The sequence below is a fragment of the Neobacillus sp. YIM B06451 genome, from assembly GCF_032667185.1.
Taxonomy (GTDB): Bacteria; Bacillota; Bacilli; order Bacillales; family Cytobacillaceae; genus Bacillus_D.
Genome location: NZ_JAVFKJ010000023.1, coordinates 15,803 through 32,189, shown reverse-complemented (window position 1 = coordinate 32,189; position 16,387 = coordinate 15,803). Strand labels below are relative to the sequence as shown.

Below are 16,387 nucleotides of genomic sequence, written 5' to 3'. Positions count from 1 at the left end.
AATCACATTGTACATGCTATTTTTGTACATACTATGTTTTTTCGGGTTTAAATAGAACAAGCCTTATTCCCCGGATGGCGCCTTTTCTTCCTTCAGGATTGTATACATTTCAGCCGCTTCATCCTTGCGGGAGGTTTCCTGAATCCGGTCAACCCTTGCGGTTACAATTCGTTGGCCAAAACGGATTGTCAATTCGTCACCTACCTTGACAGTCGTGCTTGCCTTCGCCTGGTTACCGTTTACGAGGATCCTTCCCTGGTCGGATACTTCCTTAGCAAGCGTCCTTCTCTTAATGATCCTTGAAACTTTCAGGTACTTATCAAGCCTCATTGTTCTTTCCCCCTGTTCTCTTTAAATTCTATAACCCGTTTTTCTTGGCGTCATCCCAATACCGGTCAAGCTCCTCAAGCGAATGGCCCTCAATTGCCCTGCCGCTTTTCTTTACCATTTCTTCAATGTAACGGAAACGGCGCATGAATTTATCATTCGTTTCAGTAAGGGCCTCTTCCGGGTGAATGCCCAGGAACCTTGCGACATTTACAAACGCGAATAAGATGTCGCCAAATTCCTTTTTTGCGAGTGTAAGCCCGGCTTCATTTGTTAATTCAGCCTCGAATTCTTGTAGCTCTTCCTTAACCTTCTCGAATGCGGGGCCGATTTCCTGCCAGTCAAACCCGGCTTTTGCCGCCTTTTTTTGTAATTCGTATGCTTTCATAAGGGCAGGTAATGATTTCGGTATCGCTTCCAGAAGAGACTCTTTCCTTATAGCCCCTTTTTCTTGTTCCTTGATTTCCTGCCAGTTAGCGATAACCTCCTCCGCTGTTTCTGCCGTTTTTGTTCCGAAAACATGCGGATGCCTTCTGACCATTTTAGCTGAAATCGATTCAATTACATCATTGATTGTAAAATACCCATCGTCCTCGCCAATTTGCGCATGAAGCATTACCTGGAGAAGAACATCACCCAGTTCTTCTATTAAATGGTCGATGTCTCCGCTGTCGATCGCTTCAATGACTTCATATGTTTCTTCAAGCAAGTATTTTTTCAGGGATTCATGGGTTTGTTCCTTATCCCACGGGCAGCCATTTGGACCCCTCAAAATAGAAATTATTTCCCTTAATTTAGAAAAATCGCGCATATGGAGTTCTTCTTCAGTGACGGGAGGAACATAAAGGGTAACAAGATTATGTATTTCTGTTTTATGGTCCAGTTCATAAAGAGGCACCTTTTCAATCTTTTCTTCCGGACTACCTGCCGCTGTTACGATGTACACTTCATATTCGTCGGGGAGCCTCTCCATCAAGGTAAGTTTGACATCCGAGGCGATTAGCCGGTCATAAACCTGGCTGATGAACATATGCTGCCGCAACTGCAGCTGATCGGCATTGAGGGCGGTTCCATCTAGGAGCTGAAAGCCTTCCACAGGATCGATTCTTAAACTAAGGAACAACGCATCGAGAAAGCTTTGTCCCCCTCCGAACCTGATGCTAATCCCCTCTTGCTTCTCCTGTGCTTCCAGCAGGAGCTGGACTGTACGTTCCGCTACGAGAGGATGGCCCGGCACCGCATATACTATCGGTCCGAGGCCAGCATGTGCAAGAAGGGTATCGCGAATTTCTTCATATACCGCTTCAAATGAATCATGTTTTTCATAAATGGAATCAAAAGAGGTATAGGTGAATCCTTCCTTCTCAAGCTCACCTACGACAGGATGTTCCTTTGTCCTAAGGAAGACCCTTCCCTTCTGTTTTAATTTTTTGTACACCCCTAGGGGCATGGCATCCAAATCTGCCGAGCCTAACCCAATGATTTCAATTTCTATTTTCATCATATCCTGCTCCTATCTTTTGGCAGCAATAATAATAGTTTGCTTCCGAACGGAAACAGCGCAAGGTCTTCCGTGCGAAAGACGCCGCTCCTGACGATAGCCAAGGCGTAAATAAAGGCTCCGCACAAACTTGCCCCCACCGCCTGTATGGCCGCGGCCGCCCGTTCGCTGCCGATTCCATATAAAAAACCGGTACCCGCGAGGAACAATTTTAAAAATATGAGCATCGCCGCAAGGGCAATGCCTGTTTTTTTCAAAAATACCCACTGAAATATCTCCACGTCCATACTGCTCTTTAGGAACAGGATCGCACAAATGGCGATTCCACATAACGTAATCGCTGTTGCCCATGCCGCGCCCAGCGTCCCAAATTGGGGAACGAGGGCAAGATTGAGGATGTACTTTAGCGGGAAGCCCAAAAGGATGGCTGCGGCTGGCTTAAACAAGACCCCGCGGCCCTGCAAAATGGCCGCAGCAGTCGAGATGGCCGAACTAAAGACGATTGCACTGCTCAATACCGCAAGCACTGCGGTGCCTTTTGCATTTTCAAATAGCATGATATTGGCGGGCTTTGCAATCATCCAAAGCCCTGCGGCCGCACCGGCCCCAATCACGGCAGTTACGTGCATCGCAAGCCTGATGTTATGGACCAGGAAGGCTTTGTCACGCGTAAGCCTATTGCTCGCAATTAGGGGCACAACCGATAATGAGATAGCAGAGGCCACCGCGAGGCCAAGCTGGATGAGGGGCTGGCCGCGGTCGAATATCCCTTTCATTTCCTTTGCGGCTTCTGGGGCAATGCCTTGGCCGACAAGAAGAGAATACAGGTTCAAAGCATCTGCAAGTTGAATAAAAACCATTAACAGGCTGGCGATGCAGATGGCGAGGCCCTGGAGCCCCAGCATTTTGGCTGCATGTTTGATTTCCTTTAAGGGCGGCATCCGAAGCGAATGGGAAAAAACGCTGAGCAAATCTTCCCTTCGGTTCCGGAAAAACAGCACGAGGATCGCGAGGGAAACAATTCCCCCTGTAATCGACCCAAGCATTGCCCCAGACCCAACATAGTACAAGGAAAGGCCTTGGCTGGTAAACAAGACGGCAACCATGAGTATGGTTGCTACCCGGACAACTTGCTCACCAATCTGCGAGGAAGCCGTGGGGACCATATCCCCTTTTCCCTGAAAATAGCCACGCAGGACGGAGATTGGTGGAAACAGTAAGAATACAACAGAAACAACCTTAATCAATACAACGAGGCCTGGGTCTCCCATCAACCGCGCTATAAATCCCGCCCCAGTATAAAGCACCCCAAAGCATATCAAACCAAAAAGCTGCAGGACGATATATGAAGCCGCTAGTAGCTGGCCGCCCCGCTCTCTCCTCTCCGCATATAGCTTCGAAAGGACGACCGGAAAACCGGTCGTAGCTAAGGCAATCGCAATTCCATAAAACGGGTACACTTGCTGATAAATATAAAAGCCGACATCCCCGGCGATATTCTGGAATGGGATTCGGTAACCAGCACTTAACAGTTTTGTTACCAACACGGCAGCCGTCATGATGAAGGCTCCCTTAAAAAGATTTTGCGCCTGTTTTACCGGCTCCATTGCAGTCTCCTTCATAAACGAATTCGACAACTATTATAGCATATGGCCTCATCTCCAGACGATAAGCCCATTAGAAAGGCCCAAGGAGCAGAAATCCGGCGGATAGAGGAACTTTGCCATTATCCAAAAAAGAAGGCTGTACCCGCTTTGGGACAGCCTTCTCCTTCATTATTGTTCCATTTGCCTTGCAAGGAAGCTTGCTGCGGTTTCAACCGCTTTTTGCTCCACTTCCCCAAGGGTGCCCTCTTTTGCAAAAATGATGACTGCTCCGATTGGGTCGCCGTTTGCGATAATTGGCCCGATTGTGTAGGAAGAAACCGATTCATCGATACCATCGACCAACCCGATTGTCCCTTGCTGGGTGATGAGGACCGAAGAGCGATCTTCCATAGTCTTTTCAACCAATTCTCCAATGTTCTTGTTCAGGAAATCCTTTTTGGAGCCTCCCGCCACCGCGATATAAGTATCCCGGTCACATATTAAAACTGGGTTTCCAAGGCTGTCATAAAGCGCTTCTGCATATTCCCTTGCAAAATCGCTTAACTCACTGATTGGCGAGTATTTTTTCAGGATTACTTCTCCATCACGGTCGACGAATATTTCCAATGGATCACCTTCCCGAATACGGAGAGTTCTGCGGATTTCCTTTGGAATAACAACACGACCCAAATCATCGATTCGACGAACTATACCTGTTGCTTTCATCCAATGTTGCCTCACTTTCATCTGATGATTGAAATTGGTGTTCCTTTTTCCTTTATGGTGATAGCATCACCAAGTTTGAACTTAGTATCCTTCATATGGAAAGTTCTATTCATAGGCGAATAGATTTTATTTGTGATAACAAAACTTCCAAAACAGGATAAAGATACCAATTGAAATGTCCGGCTACATTGTAGGAATACCCAAGTTTATTCGTCCTAAAACATTGAAACCGATTAAAAAGCGATAATGGAAACATTATTTCTCCCGTTTCGTATTCCGGGCGGTGTCAAGCCTCTTGGTAATTTCATAAATGGCATGCAGCCACCTAGAGGTTTCCTCCCCACGCACATCCAAGGTGATCCTAAACTTGCTTCCATCCATTCCAAACCCAGCTCTCCGGCCATAAGGATAGGTAACGTCAACAATTGCATCCCCGGGTACTTCCGAGCTACCTTCCTCATTCAAAAGGATGGTAATTGTATCCTTTGTCTGTCTGATTGATTCGACTCCCGCCTTTAATGCGTGGATCTTAACTTCGGCAACATTGAACAGATAGGAAACCTCGTCCGGATATTCCCCAAAACGGTCCTTCACTTCTTCCTCCAGTTCGTTCAGGTCATTAATCCCTTCAATTCCCCTGAACCGCTTGTACATTTCAATCTTTTGGTGCCCATCCCGAATATAGGAATCCGGTATATAAGCATCAATTTCAAGATCGATTTCGACAGTCGGCCTTGCTTCTTCTTTCCGCTTGCCTTTTCGCTCTTCAATCGCTTCCTTCAGCATTTGGGAGTAAAGGTCGAAACCAACGGAATCAATAAAGCCGTGCTGCTGAGCTCCAAGCAGATTTCCTGCACCCCTTATTGACAGGTCCCGCATCGCGATTTTAAAGCCCGAACCCAGTTCGGTAAACTCTTTAATCGCATGAAGCCGCTTTTCGGCCACTTCAGTAAGAACCTTGTCCTTCCGGTAGGTAAAATAAGCATAGGCAATCCTGTTTGACCTGCCGACACGCCCCCTCAACTGATAAAGCTGTGACAACCCCATCCTATCCGCATCATGGACAATCAGAGTATTGACGTTCGGAATATCGACTCCTGTCTCGATAATGGTCGTGCTGACAAGAACATCGAATTCGCCCGCGAGGAAACTGATCATAACGGATTCGAGCTCGTTTTCCGACATCTGGCCGTGTGCATAAGTAACCCGGGCATCCGGAACAAGCATGGAAATCTCCTCGGCCTTCCGTTCAATATCCTCGACACGGTTATACAGGAAATAGACCTGCCCATCCCTTGCAAGTTCCCGTTCTATCGCTTCCTTTACAAGCATCCCATTGTATTCCATCACATAGGTCTGGATTGGGAAACGGTTTTCCGGGGGAGTTTCAATGACCGACAAATCGCGGACACCGAGCATCGACATATGGAGTGTCCTTGGAATCGGCGTTGCAGTCAAAGTTAAGACGTCGACATTCGTCTTTAATTGCTTGATTTTCTCTTTATGCGTGACCCCGAACCGTTGTTCTTCATCAATAATCAATAAGCCGATGTCCCGGTAAACAACGTCTTTGGACAAAAGCCGATGTGTGCCGACAACAATGTCAACAGTACCCGCTTTCAGTCCTTTAATCGTTTCCGTTTGTTGCTTCCTTGAACGGAATCGGCTTAAAAGGCCGATATTGATTGGGTAGTCTTGGAACCTTTCCCGGATTGTCTCATAGTGCTGCTGCGCAAGGATTGTCGTTGGAACGAGGAAGGCGACCTGTTTTCCATCGGCTATAGCCTTGAAAGCGGCCCGTATGGCAACTTCCGTCTTCCCATAGCCAACATCCCCGCAAAGGAGCCGGTCCATTGGCCGCGGCTTTTCCATATCCCTTTTAATTTCATGGATGGAACGAAGCTGATCCTCTGTTTCCTGGTAAGGGAAGGAAGCATCGAACTCCCGTTGCATATCGCCGTCGGGGCTAAAGGCATAACCGACAGCCGCCTCCCTCTCGGCATACAGCTTAATCAAATCATCCGCAATATCTTGAACGGAGGATTGAACCTTTTTCTTCACCCGCTTCCAGTCGCTTCCCCCAAGCTTGTAAATCTTCGGTTCCTTTCCTTCCGACCCAACATACTTTTGGACAAGATCTATCTGGTCAACCGGTACATAAAGCTTATCTGTCCCCTGGTAGCGGATATGAAGGTAATCCTTGTGCAGCCCGTTAATGACGAGCGTTTCGATGCCAAGATATTTCCCTATCCCGTGATTGACATGGACAACATAGTCGCCGACTTTTAACTCTGAGTAACTTTTGATTCGCTCCGCATTGGAAAGCTTTTGGCGTTGGCGTGATTTCTTCGGACGTTTGTTAAAAAGTTCTTCCTCGGTAATCACGGCGATTTTTTGCAGGGGAAGTTCAAATCCCCCCTGAAGGCTTCCATGCATGATCAGGACGCTGCCAGGTACCAACTTGGCGTTCCCACTAGCCATTCCTGCCTCGATGCCATAGTCCTCCAGCACTCTTTGCAGTTTTCCTATCCGTTCGGAATCCGCGCCAAGGAAAAGGACCGTGTAACCACCCTTCCTCCAGCGTTCCATCTCCGACTTTAGGAGATGCATTTGGCCATGGAAATTTTGCATCTGCCTTGAGGAAATATTAATGATGTTCTGCGGACTCGTATTGGCAACATGGCGAAGGAATAGCGACAGGTATAAGACCGGGAATATTCTTTTTTGAAAAAGGTCCTGAACCCGATGTGATAAGGACAAACCCTGAATGATTTCCCCATTGCCTAACAGCGATGTATACCACTCTGCCTCTTCCCTGTCGAGTGAGTCATTCATTTCCTGGACCCTGCTGATTTCATCGATAATGACCAAGCCGTTTTCAGGAAGATAATCTAGTAAACTAGCTGGATGTTCATATGCTATGGAGGCATACTTGAATAGTTGGTCAGGGCGCTGGCGATTTTTCAACTGTTCCAATTCATAAGAAATATGCTGCGACATCTGAAGTTTCGCTTTATCGTCCTTGATAGCCTTCAGGCTTTCGGCCAGGCCTTCCGCAAGCTTCCGGGACAGCCGCGCATAATCGGCCTGGCCAAGCGGCAATTCTGTTGCGGGGCCAATCAAAGCTTCTGTAACTTTGTCCCTTGAGCGCTGGTCTTCAATTGAAAAAGTACGGATCGATTCAACTTCAGTATCAAATAACTCTATCCGGAGCGGGTTTGTTTCTGTAAGCGGGAAAATATCAATAATTCCGCCCCTAACGCTGAATTCGCCAGGGGTTGAAACCATCTCCGACCGGACATAGCCCATATTCACTAATGCTTCAAGTGCTTCGTCTATATCCAGATCCTTATCTTTACTAATACGGAGCTGGTACTCCTGCCATACTTTCCTCGGGGGAAGAATCTTCCTCATACCTGCTGCAGGGGCAATCAGGATGCCTTTACCGCCCCTGCTCCAGTCATTCAGCACCTCAATCCTTTGCGCCCTTAGTTCGGGGCTTGCAATACTCATCTCCGCCGCGATCAATTCATTGGCAGGAAATAAGTAAACTTCCCGATCCGATAAAAGACTGGAAATATCATCATAAAGCTTTTGCGCCTGAAGGAGGTTATGGGTGACCAAAAGGATCGGCCTGTCGGTCTGCTTGTAAATCGATGCAGCTAAAACCGTCCGGGATGATCCGGATAGTCCAGCGACTAGCTGCTCCTTTAAGCCGCCTTCTGCCCCGCTTATAACAGATTGTATGTCTTCCTGTTCAAGAAACAGGGTTTTTAGTCCTTCCATCCCAATCCCTCCTTTCCCGGCTGCTTTTCCTTTTTCTCCAAAACTCATACGTTTTACTCCCATCGTATAGAAACAGAAAAACGCTTTGGAACTTTATCCAAAGCCTGATTAATGAATCAAGTAATCATATTGGTGTAGACTAGGGTTTTTTTCTAATGTTTCCTGGCAATTTTCACATATGGACTTTATTTCTATATCACCGTTTTGCTGATATGAAACCATCGCGGCCCTTTCCCGCCCATTAAGCGCATGAAGGCCAAGCATCACAGAGTCGGCCGATGTATGGCCAATTGACCCGAGCGCGACGCCGCAATGGCGGCAAATATAATGGATTGACAATCAATTCCCTCCTAAGGCAAGCCGTATCCATAGTATGGACGGCACGGGAAAAGATTATTCATTTCCTTTATTGTATTGCCTGCTCACTGGTTAAATTCATTCATAACCTGTAAAAAGGGCTTTTCGAGCCATGCTTCACAGGCGGCGGCGCTTTTTTCGACGGCATCCGCCATCAGTGGTTCCTCTTCCTTCCTGAACCGGCCCAGCACATAATCAGGTACAGCCATGCCGGCTGGCGGCCTGCTGATCCCGATCCTAATCCGGTTGAAGTCGGCTGTTCCAAGATGGGCAATTGTTGATTTTATTCCATTATGCCCGCCAGGACTTCCTTTTTGGCGGAGACGGATTTTTCCAACAGGTAAATCAAGATCATCGTAAATAACGAGGATGTCCTCCATGCCAATTTTATAAAAATCCATGGCCGCACGGATGGATTCACCTGACAGGTTCATATAAGTGAGGGGCATCAGAAGGATTACCTTTTCGCCTTTGTAATGGCCCATCCCAAACATCCCTTTGTGCTTCAGCTGATCCAAAGGGATGCCAAGCTTATCCGATAGGCGTTCAACGACTGCAAAGCCAATGTTATGCCTTGTGTCCGCGTACTGCCTGCCGGGATTTCCTAAACCGACAATCAACTTCAATCCCGATTCCCCCGCTCAATAAATGATAAAAGACGTAACCTTATTTCTAAGGCTACGTCTGGTTTATTATTCTTCAGAAGGCGCTGTTTCCCTTCCTTCTTCGTTCTCAGGAACTCCTCCGTCCTGCTGCTCGCCAGTATCAATTTCTTCCTCAACCCTAGGCGGCAGGATGGAAGCAATGACCTCGTCCGGCTCATGATTAATCTCGAATTTGCCTTCTGTGTTCAAATCGGCAATCGTAAGCACGTCTCCCACCTGCATCGAAGTAATATCCACTTCAATTGCCGGAGGAATATTTGCCGGAGTACTTGTAATGGAAACTGCGAATAACGGCTGTTGAAGAACACCGCCATCCCTGACTCCCTGAGAGTCCCCTACAAGGGTGACGTTTACTTCGGCATTGATCTTCGTCGACTTATCCACTGCAAGAAAGTCCGCATGAATAATATCATTGTTAATGACTTCTTTTTGGTAGTCAGTCAGGACAACATCCTGCTTGTTCCCGTCGACATCAAGGGAAAAGACGCCGTTCCTTCCGACTTCCTTAATTGTTTTGGCAAAATCCGCCGCACTGACATATACAGGCGTGCTTTCAACATCAGACCCGTAAACGACAGCCGGAATATTGCCCTCCCTCCGTAACTTCCTAACAGATATTCTTTTCTCTCCGCTGCGGTTTGTTGCCTGCAAAACTGTACTCATGAATTTATCCCCTTCCTATTTCTTCTATGGTTCCTCTAATAAAAAGTGCCCTAAAAGAGGTAGGTTTAAACGCATTAGACTTAACTAAGAGGCGGAACCTGCTACAACGTGAGGAAAAGGCCATGCCTATACGGAAGGCCCTCACAAACAGATTTAATCAAACAATGTACTTACGGATTGCTCTTCATGTACTCTTATAATCGCTTCGCCAATAAGAGGAGCAACCGAAAGCGTCGTAATCTTATCTATTTTCTTTTCATCCTTCAACTCGATCGTATTTGTTACAACAAGCTCTTTAATATTCGAGTTTTGGATGCGTTCAATGGCCGGCCCGGACAAAACCGGATGCGTGCAGCACGCATACACAGCTTTGGCGCCGTTTTCCGCAAGCGCATTCGCGGCTAGCGTTATTGTGCCCGCAGTATCAATTATATCATCAATCAGGATTGCTACCTTGCCATCAATATGTCCGACGATATTCATCACTTCGGCAACATTCGGGCGCGGGCGGCGCTTGTCGATGATGGCAATCGGAGCTTTCAGGCGTTCAGCCAGCTTCCTTGCGCGTGTAACCCCGCCGTGGTCAGGGGAGACAATGACAATATCGCCATTCAAATCTCTGTTCCTGAAATGCTCCGACAAAATCGGCACGCCCATTAGATGGTCGATTGGAATATCGAAGAATCCCTGGATTTGCGGTGCATGCAAATCCAGTGTAATAACACGGGTAGCCCCGGCTGTTTCAAGCAGGTTTGCGACGAGCTTCGCCGTAATCGGTTCACGGGCCCGTGCTTTCCTGTCCTGGCGGGCATAGCCATAATAAGGCATAACAATATTAATTGTCTTCGCCGAAGCCCGCTTCAGTGCATCAATCATAATCAACAGTTCCATGATGTTCTCATTAACTGGAGCGCTTGTCGATTGGATAACATATACATCGCAGCCGCGGATGCTTTCTTCAATATTAATCTGGATTTCCCCGTCACTGAAACGGGTGACGGAGCATTTTCCAAGTTCGACACCTATTACTTTGGCAATTTCATCGGCCAGCGGAAAGTTTGAGTTCAGGCTGAACACCTTTAAATTCGGATCTAGGTATTGATTTGACATGATGGCCTCCAATTGGTTATTTCCTATTGTTAAGTTTTTGAACATAATTTTCTTTGTTTACCTGACGCGCCCTTGCCAATGACAATGCTTCTGGAGGCACATTTTCAGTAATGGTGGAGCCTGCTGCGACATAGGCGCCTTTTCCGATTGTCACCGGGGCAACCAGGTTCGAGTTGCAGCCGATAAAAACCCCATCTTCTATTTTAGTCAAAAACTTGTTTTTGCCATCATAGTTGACGGTAATGGAGCCGCAGCCGATATTGACGTCCGTTCCAACCTCAGCATCTCCAATATAGCTCAAGTGGGATGCCTTGCTGGAATCGCCGATTACTGCTTTCTTTATTTCTACAAAATTGCCGATTTTTACGCCGTTGCCAAGAGCTGAATCCGGGCGTATATGGGCAAATGGCCCGATATTGACATTCGATCCAATCGAACTCTTAAATGCTGCCGATTGGCGGATAACCGATTTGTTCCCAATTTCACATGAATCTATTTCAGAATTCGGCCCGATGACGCATTCTTCACCGATGACCGTTTTTCCGCTAAGGATGGTCCCAGGGTAAATAACCGTATCCCTGCCGATTTCAATGTCAACGCCAATGTAAGTATTGGCAGGATCAATGAGCGTGACTCCGTTCCTCATATGAAGTTCGTTGATGCGCTCCCTCATAAGCAGTTCAGCTTCCGAGAGGGCGACCCGATCGTTGACGCCAAGCGTTTCATCGGGATTTTCGGCAAGATATGCAGTAACCGTTTCACCCTGGCCCTTGAGGATTCCAACAACATCCGGCAAGTAATATTCACCCTGCGCGTTTTCATTTGAGACGCTTTGGAGTGCTGCAAACAGGGCTTTGTTGTCAAAGCAATATGTTCCCGTATTAATCTCTGTTATCGCGCGTTCTTCCTCACTGGCATCCTTATGCTCAACAATTTTCTCGACATGGCCGTCCGGATTTCGGACTACCCGGCCATAACCTGCCGGATTTTCCATGTTGGCTGTCAGGACTGTGGCCTTTGCGGATTGTTCGGTATGATGGCGGAACAGCGCCTCCATCGTCTCCTTCCTGATAAGGGGAGTATCTCCGCAAACAACAAGGGTTGTGCCTTCCTGGCCTTCCAGCAGGGATGCCGCCTGCATGACTGCATGGGCTGTACCTAGCTGCTGGTCCTGCAAAGCATACTTGCATTTTTCCCCAAGCATTTCCTGTACCTGTTCAGCACCATGGCCAACGATTGTAACAATTTCTTCAACGGAAAGCTTTGATATCTCGTCAACTACATGCTCCACCATTGGCTTTCCGCAAACAGGGTGAAGTACTTTGTACAGTTTCGATTTCATACGTGTCCCTTGGCCTGCAGCCAGAATGACAGCAAAACGGTTCGACATGGCCATGCCTCCAATATCCTTTTGAATAGAATAGAATTGTAATTCGATCTTCAAGGCAGCCGCCCGGCAGCTACACTTTATCCAATTTTAAATATTAACGTAAATGGGCGCCCATTTCAAGGATACAGGAGGAATGTATAAAATTGACACACGGGTGGAATCCGCGGGGACTGTAGGGGATTAGGCCAAACGAAAAAAGAGCCTGACTTTCGAAGTAGGCCCTCGTTGCGGTATTCTTAGGAAGCTCCGGCTTCTTCAAATTCTACTTCCAATTCTCCAAGGCGGTGGTACTCGGCCAGAACTGCTTCCTGAATCTTCCCGCGGGTTCCGGAATTGATCGGATGGGCAATGTCCCGGAATTCTCCATCCGGAGTCCGCTTGCTCGGCATTGCCACAAACAAGCCGTTGTTGCCATCGATCACACGGATGTCGTGGACGACAAATTCATTGTCGAGCGTTATCGATGCAATCGCTCTCATTCGCCCTTCTGTGTTTACCCGCCGCAATCTTACGTCTGTCACTTCCATTTGTTCACACCCTTTTCTCCTGAGAAATAAAATCCTATTACTCATATTCGCCAGATGTTTTTATTTTCCTTCTTTATTTTGAGATTTTTTTGAAAAATTAGGGCAAATTAGTGAACCGTTGATAAAAGTGGGATAAATTGGATTATTTTTTCATAAAATTGTTTATTTCACGAGTGCGACAACTTCAATTTCAACAAGCGCATCCTTTGGAAGCCTCGCTACCTCTACCGTTGATCTAGCAGGCTTATGTACCGGAAAATATTCTGCGTACACTTCATTCAATGCCAAAAAATCATCCATGTTTTTTACAAATACCGTTGTTTTTACAACTGTTTCAAAGGAAGCTCCCGCAGCGGACAAGACTGCCTCTAAATTACTGAAAACCTGCCTTGCCTGGGCAACAACGTCTCCTTCCACCATTGTTCCTTCTGGGGTGAGGGCGATCTGCCCTGAGCTGTAAAACATGTTATTGACAATAACCCCCTGGGAATACGGCCCGATAGCGGCAGGGGCGTTTGAAGTTTGGACACTTTTCATGTTTATCCCTCTATTCCGTTTCGTTTAAAATAATTGCCTTCCTTTACATTGATTCGCTTTTCCTTTACGTCCACATCAGCAAGTTGGACAAGCGAAATATATTCATCGACGAGCCTTTCCTCGATCTTCTCCGATTCAACAAGCACCGCGATGCCAGCAACCGATGCATTGAACTCCTCTAGGAGGCTGACCATTCCGACAACTGTCCCACCGGCTTTCATAAAGTCATCGACAATCAGGACGCGCGATCCTTCCGCGAGGCTTCGCTTGGAAAGGAGCATCGTTTGGATCCGTTTTGCCGATCCGGATACATAGTTGATACTGACTGTCGGGCCTTCCGTAACTTTGCTGTCGCGCCTTACGATTACCAAAGGAACGTTCAGCTGGGCTGCGACTGCATATGCTAACGGAATACCTTTCGTTGCAACTGTCATGACTACATCAATTTTGGCCGAGGCATAGGCTGATGCGATGATTTTCCCTGCTGTTTCAACAATAGACGGACTCCCAAGTATATCCGCCAAATACAAATACCCTCCCGGCAGGAGGCGGTCCGGCTTTGCAATCAATTCACAAAGCTCTTCAATAAATAGCTTCGCATGCGCATCGCTCATTTTTACAAGGAATTTAACCCCGCCGGCTGCTCCGGGGACGGTTTGCAGGGTCCCTACCCCCCTATTTTCCAGCGTTTCTTTAATAATCGCCAAATCTTCGCTTATTGATGATTTGGCCGAGGAATACCGTTCAGCGAAAAAGGTAAGCGGTACCAGTTCGCGGGGCCGTTCAAGCAAGTAATGGGTCATATCGATTAGGCGTTCACTACGGCGAAATTTCATGGAAACCTCCAAAATACCGAATATTTTAATTTAATGTAACATAAATGTACGGATTTATTCAAGGTGGCGCTCTCCAAGTATCCTTACCGCGAAAACCTGCCCACAAAAACCCCTTAACCCATTGTAAATTCTGTTCAGACGGGAATCATGCCTTACAAGGCCAAAAACAGTCGGTCCGCTTCCGCTCATTAAAACAGCATCCGCCCCAAACCGTTTCATTTGGTCCTTAATTTGCGCGACTTCCGGGTATTGCTTTAATGTAACTTCTTCAAGTGCATTTCCGACATTCGCGCAAACCCGATCGTAATCCTTATCCCGGATTGCCTGGATCATTGATTTGGTATCGGGATGGACTATTGCTGAAACGTCGAGTTTTTTATAAACATCGGCTGTTGAAACCCCGACGTACGGCTTTGCAAGGATTACCCAGCATGTCGGAGGGGAAGGCAATTCCTCTATCAGTTCCCCCCTGCCGGTAGCAAGGGCTGTTCCCCCGTAAACACAAAAAGAAACGTCCGATCCAATTTCGGCGCCAAGAACGGCCAATTCATCAAGGGACAGGCCAAGTCCCCATAATTTGTTCAATCCCCTAAGGGCCGCTGCCGCATCGCTGCTCCCACCGGCAAGCCCAGCTGCTACAGGGATTACCTTTTCAATCGAAATCGTAACTCCATCTTTGACATGGAAACGATCCTTTAAAAGCTTTGCTGCTTGATAGGCAAGATTACGTTCATCATCCGGCACATACCGGCTTTGGGAAATAATCCGTATTTGGCCATCGTCCGAGCGCGATAGTTCGAGACGGTCAGCAAGGTCGATGGTGGTCATAATCATTTCTACTTCATGATAGCCATCCGGCCGTTTGTGCAGTACATCAAGCGACAGGTTGATCTTTGCTGGTGCTTTGACTAAAAGCTTCACTGAGGTCCACCTACTTTTATATGTTCCAGCTGGCACCCAATCCGGCCACTCCCCGGATAAAATGGCGCGTTTCCCTTTTTCCGGGGTGCTTTACGCACCCCTAAGGCAAATGCTGGACTATTCCACCTGTTTTTGTCCTATTTTACCACAAAAATAAAAGGATAAGACCTTTGTTTCTGAACCTTACCTGAAAAAATGCAAATAGGCCGGGAAGAATCCCGGCCTGCCGCGCTGCGAATGTTATTTTAATCGAATGGCTCGCGGGTCACGTTTCACGCTAGCCGTTTTTGAATACCAGATTTGTCCCGGCTCTTCCAGATGTTCTTCCTTTTTCAGCAGGTTTCCAGGGCTGTCAGGGCAAGTTGCAAGGCGGCCCAGCTTTTTATAGGCGAGCCTTCCGGCCACAACGAAATTCCTCAGCTTGTGAAGCCGCTGTCGGCTCACCGTGTTCTGCTCTCGAGAAGCTGTTGCTCGGCCAGCTCGATCGCACGCTTGACCATGTTGCCCGCATCACGGGCCCTTATGCAGCCCCAGCCTTCCCTTTCAACGACATCATAGAAACCAAGGTCCTTTGCCAGTTCTTCTTTAAAACGGTCAGACATTACTCCACGTCTTCTCGCCATTTTAAAAAACCCCTTCCGGCAGGCGGCATTCTTAGTATGCTGGCTATCCCGCCGTTTCATAATACCTTATCCTGTCAGAAAAGCGAAAGCGTCCGTTTAGCGCCCCCCCAACGCAAAAACAGCGGCTCCAATCGCCGCTGTCCTGCAAAATTATATCTAGCTTAGTGCTGCCTGTCCTGCTGATTCTTCATAGAAGGTGATTTCGACGGTTTCTGTCAGTACGTCCGCGTAGCTGTAAGAAACCCGTTCAAATGCATTTTCTTCCTGATCCAGTTCAATAACAAATACTGATGGGTAAGTCTCCGCAAGGACGCCTGACCGTTCAATCGTCTTCCTGCGGCCTCCGTTTGCTTTAAGCAGTAGTCTTTTACCCAAATTTGAATCTAGAGCCTTTTTAATGTCGGCAAGTGTTTTTGGCATTTCGGTCCACCTCACTGTGTAAAGTATAACACGCTGACATAAAATTGTCAAAGAAAAAACATAAATTATATCAGTCCCCGAAAAAGATTGTCAATATTTTTTGTTCTTCTTTTTTCTTTAAATTTCAACAATCGTTAGTTTTACCTATCCACAGCTTTTTATGTAATGGCAAATTTTCCGGCCAGGTTGATTTGTGTTCTATTTAAACCTGGTGGTTGATTTCCGCTCCAGGCACACGCTTTCCGCGGGGCGTCAGTGGAGCCTCCTCGGCGCTAGCGCCTGTGGGGTCTCCACCTTGCCGCTGCATCCCGCAGGAGTCGGTGCCCTCCGCTCCAATCAACTTACTTTCCAAACTCTTTATGTAAGAATTTACAATGTCCATAAAAAAAGAAAAATAAGCCTCCTTCTAAGG

General features: G+C 47.3%; 18 protein-coding genes. All 18 read right to left on the bottom strand.

Annotation, left to right across the window (positions count from 1 at the left end):
- Window positions 1–63: 63 nt before the first annotated feature.
- The 18 genes from RB160_RS23060 to RB160_RS22975 all read right to left on the bottom strand — a co-directional run bounded on the left by RB160_RS23060 (window position 64) and on the right by RB160_RS22975 (window position 16,327).
- On the bottom strand, window positions 64–330 hold the full coding sequence (locus RB160_RS23060) for an RNA-binding S4 domain-containing protein (RefSeq protein ID WP_316572800.1): 267 nt from the start codon (window positions 328–330) through the stop codon (window positions 64–66).
- A gap of 28 nt (window positions 331–358) precedes the next feature.
- Window positions 359–1,828 (bottom strand): bifunctional methyltransferase/pyrophosphohydrolase YabN, encoded by a 1,470-nt coding sequence (gene yabN, locus RB160_RS23055; protein ID WP_316572825.1) that lies wholly within the window; start codon window positions 1,826–1,828, stop codon window positions 359–361.
- Window positions 1,828–3,435, bottom strand: coding sequence for a putative polysaccharide biosynthesis protein (locus RB160_RS23050; RefSeq protein WP_316572799.1), 1,608 nt, complete (start codon window positions 3,433–3,435; stop codon window positions 1,828–1,830). Before RB160_RS23050 ends, yabN begins: the two co-directional genes overlap by 1 nt.
- Window positions 3,436–3,603: 168 nt before the next feature.
- Window positions 3,604–4,140 carry a stage V sporulation protein T gene (gene spoVT, locus RB160_RS23045; RefSeq protein ID WP_316572798.1) on the bottom strand — a complete coding sequence of 179 codons (537 nt, stop codon included), beginning with the start codon at window positions 4,138–4,140 and terminating at the stop codon, window positions 3,604–3,606.
- 255 nt (window positions 4,141–4,395) lie between these two features.
- Complete coding sequence (mfd, locus tag RB160_RS23040; protein ID WP_316572824.1) at window positions 4,396–7,926, bottom strand: transcription-repair coupling factor; 3,531 nt, start codon at window positions 7,924–7,926, stop codon at window positions 4,396–4,398.
- Between the two features lie 108 nt (window positions 7,927–8,034).
- Window positions 8,035–8,265, bottom strand: a complete 231-nt coding sequence (gene fin, locus RB160_RS23035; protein WP_316572797.1) for an anti-sigma-F factor Fin — start codon at window positions 8,263–8,265, stop codon at window positions 8,035–8,037.
- Between the two features lie 83 nt (window positions 8,266–8,348).
- Window positions 8,349–8,909 carry an aminoacyl-tRNA hydrolase gene (pth, locus tag RB160_RS23030; protein WP_316572796.1) on the bottom strand — a complete coding sequence of 187 codons (561 nt, stop codon included), beginning with the start codon at window positions 8,907–8,909 and terminating at the stop codon, window positions 8,349–8,351.
- A 66-nt stretch (window positions 8,910–8,975) separates the two neighbouring features.
- Window positions 8,976–9,611, bottom strand: coding sequence for a 50S ribosomal protein L25/general stress protein Ctc (locus RB160_RS23025; protein ID WP_316572795.1), 636 nt, complete (start codon window positions 9,609–9,611; stop codon window positions 8,976–8,978).
- A 153-nt stretch (window positions 9,612–9,764) separates the two neighbouring features.
- Window positions 9,765–10,721, bottom strand: a complete 957-nt coding sequence (locus RB160_RS23020) for a ribose-phosphate diphosphokinase (protein WP_316572794.1) — start codon at window positions 10,719–10,721, stop codon at window positions 9,765–9,767.
- A gap of 16 nt (window positions 10,722–10,737) precedes the next feature.
- Window positions 10,738–12,111 (bottom strand): bifunctional UDP-N-acetylglucosamine diphosphorylase/glucosamine-1-phosphate N-acetyltransferase GlmU, encoded by a 1,374-nt coding sequence (gene glmU / locus RB160_RS23015; RefSeq protein WP_316572793.1) that lies wholly within the window; start codon window positions 12,109–12,111, stop codon window positions 10,738–10,740.
- 236 nt (window positions 12,112–12,347) lie between these two features.
- Window positions 12,348–12,638, bottom strand: coding sequence for a septation regulator SpoVG (spoVG, locus tag RB160_RS23010; RefSeq protein WP_042453823.1), 291 nt, complete (start codon window positions 12,636–12,638; stop codon window positions 12,348–12,350).
- A gap of 162 nt (window positions 12,639–12,800) precedes the next feature.
- Entirely contained in the window at window positions 12,801–13,175 is a 375-nt protein-coding gene (locus RB160_RS23005) for a RidA family protein (protein WP_316572792.1), read from the bottom strand.
- A gap of 2 nt (window positions 13,176–13,177) precedes the next feature.
- The gene (gene purR, locus RB160_RS23000) at window positions 13,178–14,011 is read right to left on the bottom strand and encodes a pur operon repressor (protein WP_316572791.1); all 834 of its coding nucleotides are present in this window, start codon (window positions 14,009–14,011) and stop codon (window positions 13,178–13,180) included.
- Between the two features lie 54 nt (window positions 14,012–14,065).
- Window positions 14,066–14,932 (bottom strand): 4-(cytidine 5'-diphospho)-2-C-methyl-D-erythritol kinase, encoded by an 867-nt coding sequence (gene ispE, locus RB160_RS22995; RefSeq protein ID WP_316572790.1) that lies wholly within the window; start codon window positions 14,930–14,932, stop codon window positions 14,066–14,068.
- A gap of 240 nt (window positions 14,933–15,172) precedes the next feature.
- Complete coding sequence (locus RB160_RS22990) at window positions 15,173–15,376, bottom strand: hypothetical protein (RefSeq protein WP_316572789.1); 204 nt, start codon at window positions 15,374–15,376, stop codon at window positions 15,173–15,175.
- A complete protein-coding gene (locus tag RB160_RS22985; protein ID WP_316572788.1) occupies window positions 15,373–15,555 on the bottom strand; it encodes a small, acid-soluble spore protein, alpha/beta type in 183 nt (60 codons plus the stop codon). The genes RB160_RS22990 and RB160_RS22985 overlap by 4 nt, the downstream gene beginning before the upstream one ends.
- A 156-nt stretch (window positions 15,556–15,711) precedes the next feature.
- Window positions 15,712–15,975, bottom strand: coding sequence for a biofilm formation stimulator Veg (gene veg / locus RB160_RS22980; RefSeq protein WP_053368670.1), 264 nt, complete (start codon window positions 15,973–15,975; stop codon window positions 15,712–15,714).
- Window positions 15,976–16,177: 202 nt separating this feature from the next.
- Window positions 16,178–16,327, bottom strand: coding sequence for a hypothetical protein (locus RB160_RS22975; protein WP_316572787.1), 150 nt, complete (start codon window positions 16,325–16,327; stop codon window positions 16,178–16,180).
- Window positions 16,328–16,387: the final 60 nt, after the last annotated feature.

What these genes read in the sequence shown, in the direction of transcription:
- RB160_RS23060 (WP_316572800.1), bottom strand. Translation starts at nt 330, where the DNA reads ATGAGGCTTGATAAGTACCTGAAAGTTTCAAGGATCATTAAGAGAAGG.
- yabN (WP_316572825.1), bottom strand. Translation starts at nt 1,828, where the DNA reads ATGAAAATAGAAATTGAAATCATTGGGTTAGGCTCGGCAGATTTGGAT.
- RB160_RS23050 (WP_316572799.1), bottom strand. Translation starts at nt 3,435, where the DNA reads ATGGAGCCGGTAAAACAGGCGCAAAATCTTTTTAAGGGAGCCTTCATC.
- spoVT (WP_316572798.1), bottom strand. Translation starts at nt 4,140, where the DNA reads ATGAAAGCAACAGGTATAGTTCGTCGAATCGATGATTTGGGTCGTGTT.
- mfd (WP_316572824.1), bottom strand. Translation starts at nt 7,926, where the DNA reads ATGGAAGGACTAAAAACCCTGTTTCTTGAACAGGAAGACATACAATCT.
- RB160_RS23025 (WP_316572795.1), bottom strand. Translation starts at nt 9,611, where the DNA reads ATGAGTACAGTTTTGCAGGCAACAAACCGCAGCGGAGAGAAAAGAATA.
- RB160_RS23020 (WP_316572794.1), bottom strand. Translation starts at nt 10,721, where the DNA reads ATGTCAAATCAATACCTAGATCCGAATTTAAAGGTGTTCAGCCTGAAC.
- glmU (WP_316572793.1), bottom strand. Translation starts at nt 12,111, where the DNA reads ATGTCGAACCGTTTTGCTGTCATTCTGGCTGCAGGCCAAGGGACACGT.
- spoVG (WP_042453823.1), bottom strand. Translation starts at nt 12,638, where the DNA reads ATGGAAGTGACAGACGTAAGATTGCGGCGGGTAAACACAGAAGGGCGA.
- RB160_RS23005 (WP_316572792.1), bottom strand. Translation starts at nt 13,175, where the DNA reads ATGAAAAGTGTCCAAACTTCAAACGCCCCTGCCGCTATCGGGCCGTAT.
- purR (WP_316572791.1), bottom strand. Translation starts at nt 14,011, where the DNA reads ATGAAATTTCGCCGTAGTGAACGCCTAATCGATATGACCCATTACTTG.
- RB160_RS22985 (WP_316572788.1), bottom strand. Translation starts at nt 15,555, where the DNA reads ATGGCGAGAAGACGTGGAGTAATGTCTGACCGTTTTAAAGAAGAACTG.
- veg (WP_053368670.1), bottom strand. Translation starts at nt 15,975, where the DNA reads ATGCCAAAAACACTTGCCGACATTAAAAAGGCTCTAGATTCAAATTTG.